The organism is Candidatus Effluviviaceae Genus V sp. (genome assembly GCA_014728125.1).
GTDB lineage: Bacteria > Joyebacterota > Joyebacteria > Joyebacterales > Joyebacteraceae > WJMD01.
Window position 1 is genome coordinate 1 of record WJMD01000119.1, and the last position, 3,714, is coordinate 3,714.

The 3,714-nt window shown below is 64.9% G+C and carries 5 protein-coding genes; 3 read left to right on the forward strand and 2 right to left on the reverse strand.

Annotation, left to right across the window (positions count from 1 at the left end; translation table 11 throughout):
- On the forward strand, nt 1–523 hold a 523-nt coding region (locus GF405_07420), incomplete at its 5' end, for a hypothetical protein (GenBank protein ID MBD3367985.1).
- Nucleotides 524–528: 5 nt separating this feature from the next.
- Here GF405_07420 and GF405_07425 read toward each other — a convergent pair.
- Together GF405_07425 and GF405_07430 are read right to left on the reverse strand one after the other, a co-directional pair.
- On the reverse strand, nt 529–1,374 hold the full coding sequence (locus GF405_07425) for a hypothetical protein (GenBank protein MBD3367986.1): 846 nt from the start codon (nt 1,372–1,374) through the stop codon (nt 529–531).
- Nucleotides 1,374–1,874, reverse strand: a complete 501-nt coding sequence (locus GF405_07430; protein MBD3367987.1) for a rubrerythrin family protein — start codon at nt 1,872–1,874, stop codon at nt 1,374–1,376. Before GF405_07430 ends, GF405_07425 begins: the two co-directional genes overlap by 1 nt.
- Before the next feature lie 178 nt (nt 1,875–2,052).
- Between GF405_07430 and GF405_07435 the strand changes: the two genes are divergently transcribed.
- Both GF405_07435 and GF405_07440 read left to right on the forward strand, forming a co-directional pair.
- Nucleotides 2,053–2,874 carry a hypothetical protein gene (locus GF405_07435; GenBank protein ID MBD3367988.1) on the forward strand — a complete coding sequence of 274 codons (822 nt, stop codon included), beginning with the start codon at nt 2,053–2,055 and terminating at the stop codon, nt 2,872–2,874.
- A gap of 102 nt (nt 2,875–2,976) precedes the next feature.
- Nucleotides 2,977–3,714: hypothetical protein (locus tag GF405_07440; GenBank protein MBD3367989.1), on the forward strand; the 738-nt coding region annotated here is incomplete at its 3' end.

Sequence of the window (3,714 nt, forward strand, 5' to 3'; positions counted from 1 at the left end):
GTACTACATCTTTGGCGACTTCTGCTCGAACGAGATCTGGGCGATCCTGTTCGACGGATCATCTGTCACCGACACGCTCGACCTCACCGATGAACTCAACCCGGACGGCAGGATCGACGCGCTTGCCTCCATCGCCGCGGGCGGCGACGGGGAGCTCTATCTCGTCGACCGGGCCGGGACGACCGACGGCGAGGTCTACAGAGTGACCCTCGACTCGAGCGACATCGAGCCGGGAGACACGGAACCAAGGATGGGGATGGGACGCCCGTTCCCGAACCCGTTCGACACGAGTACGGAGTTCGGCATCTCCATGACCGAGGGCGGGGTGCTGGACGTCACCGTCTTGAACGCGGCGGGAGCGGTCGTGAAGGAGCTCGTCTCGAGAGCCGGCTCCCCCGGCGCCAGGACCGTCCGCTGGGACGGGACCGACGCCGGAGGCAACGCCGTTTCCTCCGGCACCTACTTCATCATGGCTCAAGCGCTCGGTGAGACGCGCACGCGTCGTGTGAGCGTCGTCCGGTAGAGGGACTACCGGAAACGCGTCTTGAGCGCCCCCCAGCTCCCCTGTTCGACGGGCGTGTAGTGCTCATCGGTGACCTTGTAGAAGAGATCGGTCGACGTATCGGTCAGCCAGAGGGTGCGGGACTCTCCTACGACACGCCCGATGCTGATGCCGAACGGCTCGTAGCTGGGCGCTGGAAACGAACCCACGAGGTTCATGTCGCTGTCGCGGACCTCGATCCTGTTCAGTTGGTTGTTGACCAGGTAGAAGAGTCCGGTCGCCGGGTCGTAGTCAATGCCCTGCGGCTGGCACTCCGAGAGAGGGAACGACTCGAGCGGATCGAACGCGGCATCGCAACGGTACACGGTACCCCAGTCGCTGCAGAGCCAGAAGTCGGTCCCGTCGTGGCAAATGCCGGTAACGTAGTCGCAGAACCACTCTACGCCGAACGTGTCGACGAGCGCCCCGTTGGTGGTCAGCTGGTAGATGACATCGAACATCGGGCGGGTCTGGTGCCCCTGGCTGTCCGTAACGTACAGCTGATCGTACGGCTCATCGGGGACGCGACAGAGTCCGGCGCACATCAGCACGTCGTCGTCCCCCTGAACGTCCCCCACGTCACACAGAACGGCCCAGTCGCCCTCCGTCGTCACGGTGAAGACGATGCTCGAGTAATCATCGGCGTGATAGAGGAAGCCGTCTCCCCCGTCGTCCACCCACTCGATGCCCTTCGGCCAGCCGCCCGGCGCATAGAACGAATCGACGACCGTGCGCTCGTGCCCGCTCCCCGCTGCGCCCGCTGCCGGGACCGCGAGCAGGGAGATGAGGAGCAGAGCTGCAACACCGTTCATCACAGCAGTCTTCGTCTTCATTATTCAACCTCGAAGAAGGCTTCCTTCTTGGCGCCGCAGACCGGGCAGACGTCCGGCGGGTCGCCGTACACGGTGTTACCACACACGGAACAGACGTAGACCTTCTCGCTCTTGATGTCGTTCCCCGACTCGACGGCCTTGAGCGCGTCCTGGTAGAGGTTGTGGTGGATCTTCTCGACGGCCATCGCCCTGCCGAAGGAGAGCACCGCCGGGTCGTTCCCCTCCTCCTCCGCCTCGTGCAGGAAGTCCGGGTACATCTCTGTGAACTCGTGTCCCTCGCCCTCGATGGCGTCCTGGAGGTTCGCAGCCGTGTCCTGGACGCCGCCCATCACGTCGAAGTGCGCGTGCGCGTGGACCGTCTCGGCCGCCGCCGCCGCGCGGAAGAGCTTCGCCACCTGCGGGTAGCCGTCGTCCTCGGCCTTCTTCGCGTAGGCCAGGTACTTCCGGTTCGCCTGACTCTCGCCCGCGAACGCCGCCGCCAGGTTGTCCTTCGTCGCCATGCTCTCTCCTCCTCTTCGGTTGACTGTTCCAGAGCGTCGCTCACCATAGCAAGCGCGCGGCCGGACCTCAAGCGCGGTGTTGACCGGTCTCTCGCAGTAATTGCTGACCTGGGAGTCCTGTGGGATAATAGAGAGACCGTGATTGCAGGCTAGCTGGTCCATGGACAGGAGGATTGCCATGTCACGAATGCGTGCCGTTTGTTGTGCCGGCATCGTGTTGATGTTGGTCATGCTGACGCCCCCCGCCTGTGCCGGCGGACGGATGGGATTCGTAGGTCCCTGCGAGTACCCGGGAGGCATCGACGGCTCAGAGTCGGGAGGCTTCTATCACGTCGACAACTGGGACGGCGACGTCTACAGCGTCGCGCCCGACGGCGAGGCGACGTGGCTCTTCAGTATCGCCGAGGCCACGGGCGAGCAGTACACGAACTACCACGGGATGGGGCTCTGCTTCGTGCCCTCGAGGGGTGACGAGCGCTCCGGCACGCTCTACGTCACACGTCCGGACCGGGGCGCGCCTCCCTACACCGACTACGTCCGCGTCTTCACGACGGACGGAACGCACCTCGGAACCTACGACGTGAGCGACATCGTGGACCGGCCGCACGGCATCGCCTTCGACGGCACGCATCTCTGGCTCTCCGGCGACGCGGCGTTCGTGAAGTGCGACATGAGCTTCAACGAGATCGACACGTACGTCGCTCCGTGGGGCACAGGTAGCGGCGCGCTGGACTACGATCCCGTGACGGGCTTCCTCTACAGCGCAGGACTGGGCGACTGGTACATCACCGTCATGGACCTGGAGTGCAGCGTCGTTCACCAGTGGTATCTGAGCAGCACCTACCGTGTCGGAATCGCGGTGGGTGAGGTCACGACCCGGGACACCCGCTCCCTCTGGGTCGTCGACAACACGACGGTCACCATCGAGGAGATCGAGGACGTCTACCTGACGCCGGTCGACGCGTCGAGCTGGGGGTGGATCAAGTCGCTCTTCAGGTAGATGCGGCGTTCTTCCTCTATGAACACATCTGTGGTATCATGAAGAGTGGGGTCGCATGTGGACCCCACTCTGTCGTTTTCCAGGCACTCTCCCGGAGTCGCCATGCGGTCGACGCGTCGAGCCATCCTCCTTGCGGGACTCGCCCTGATTCTCGCCGCGGGTTACTGCGCGGCGGGGCACCGCACGACGCCGGCCTCGCCTGCACGCATGATCGCCGAATGGGAGCCCGCGAACGGCACGCTCATCCGCTGGCCCCTCGGCTTTCCCATGGAGCTCGCCGTCGAGCTCGCCGAGGACGACACGCTCTACACGCTCGTCGAGGGGCAGTCGGGTGAGAACCAGGCGAAGAGCGCCTTCCAGTCCGCCGGCATCGACATGGGCATGGTGCGGTTCATCCGCACGAACACGTACTCCATGTGGACCCGGGACTGGGGTCCCCAGTGCGTCTTCGGCTCGGACGGTGCGATGGGCATCGTCGACCCGTGGTTCGACGGGTACCCGTGGGTCCCCGGGTGTTCGAGCCGCGGCGTGGGCGCTGAACCCGACGACGCGGCCCGCAGGCCTGCAGCACGCGGCTACGAGGACGACGACGTCATCAACGCGGACGTCGCCGCCGAGCTGAACCTGCCGCTCCATCAGCTTCCGGCCTACTGCACGGGCGGCAACATCATGACCGACGGGCACGGCCGCGCCTTCTCAACCGAGCAGATGCTCGACGAGAACGCGCCCTGGATGTCCGGCGCGACGTTCTTCACGAGGGCCGAGAACTACCTCGGCATCACGGACTATCAGGTCCTGCCGAACCCCGAGGTCTACGGCATCCAGCACATCGACTGCTAC

Bases quoted from the DNA above. Each gene is read 5' to 3' on its own strand.
- GF405_07435 (MBD3367988.1), top strand. From the start codon at position 2,053: ATGTCACGAATGCGTGCCGTTTGTTGTGCCGGCATCGTGTTGATGTTG.
- GF405_07425 (MBD3367986.1), bottom strand. From the start codon at position 1,374: ATGAAGACGAAGACTGCTGTGATGAACGGTGTTGCAGCTCTGCTCCTC.
- GF405_07430 (MBD3367987.1), bottom strand. From the start codon at position 1,874: ATGGCGACGAAGGACAACCTGGCGGCGGCGTTCGCGGGCGAGAGTCAG.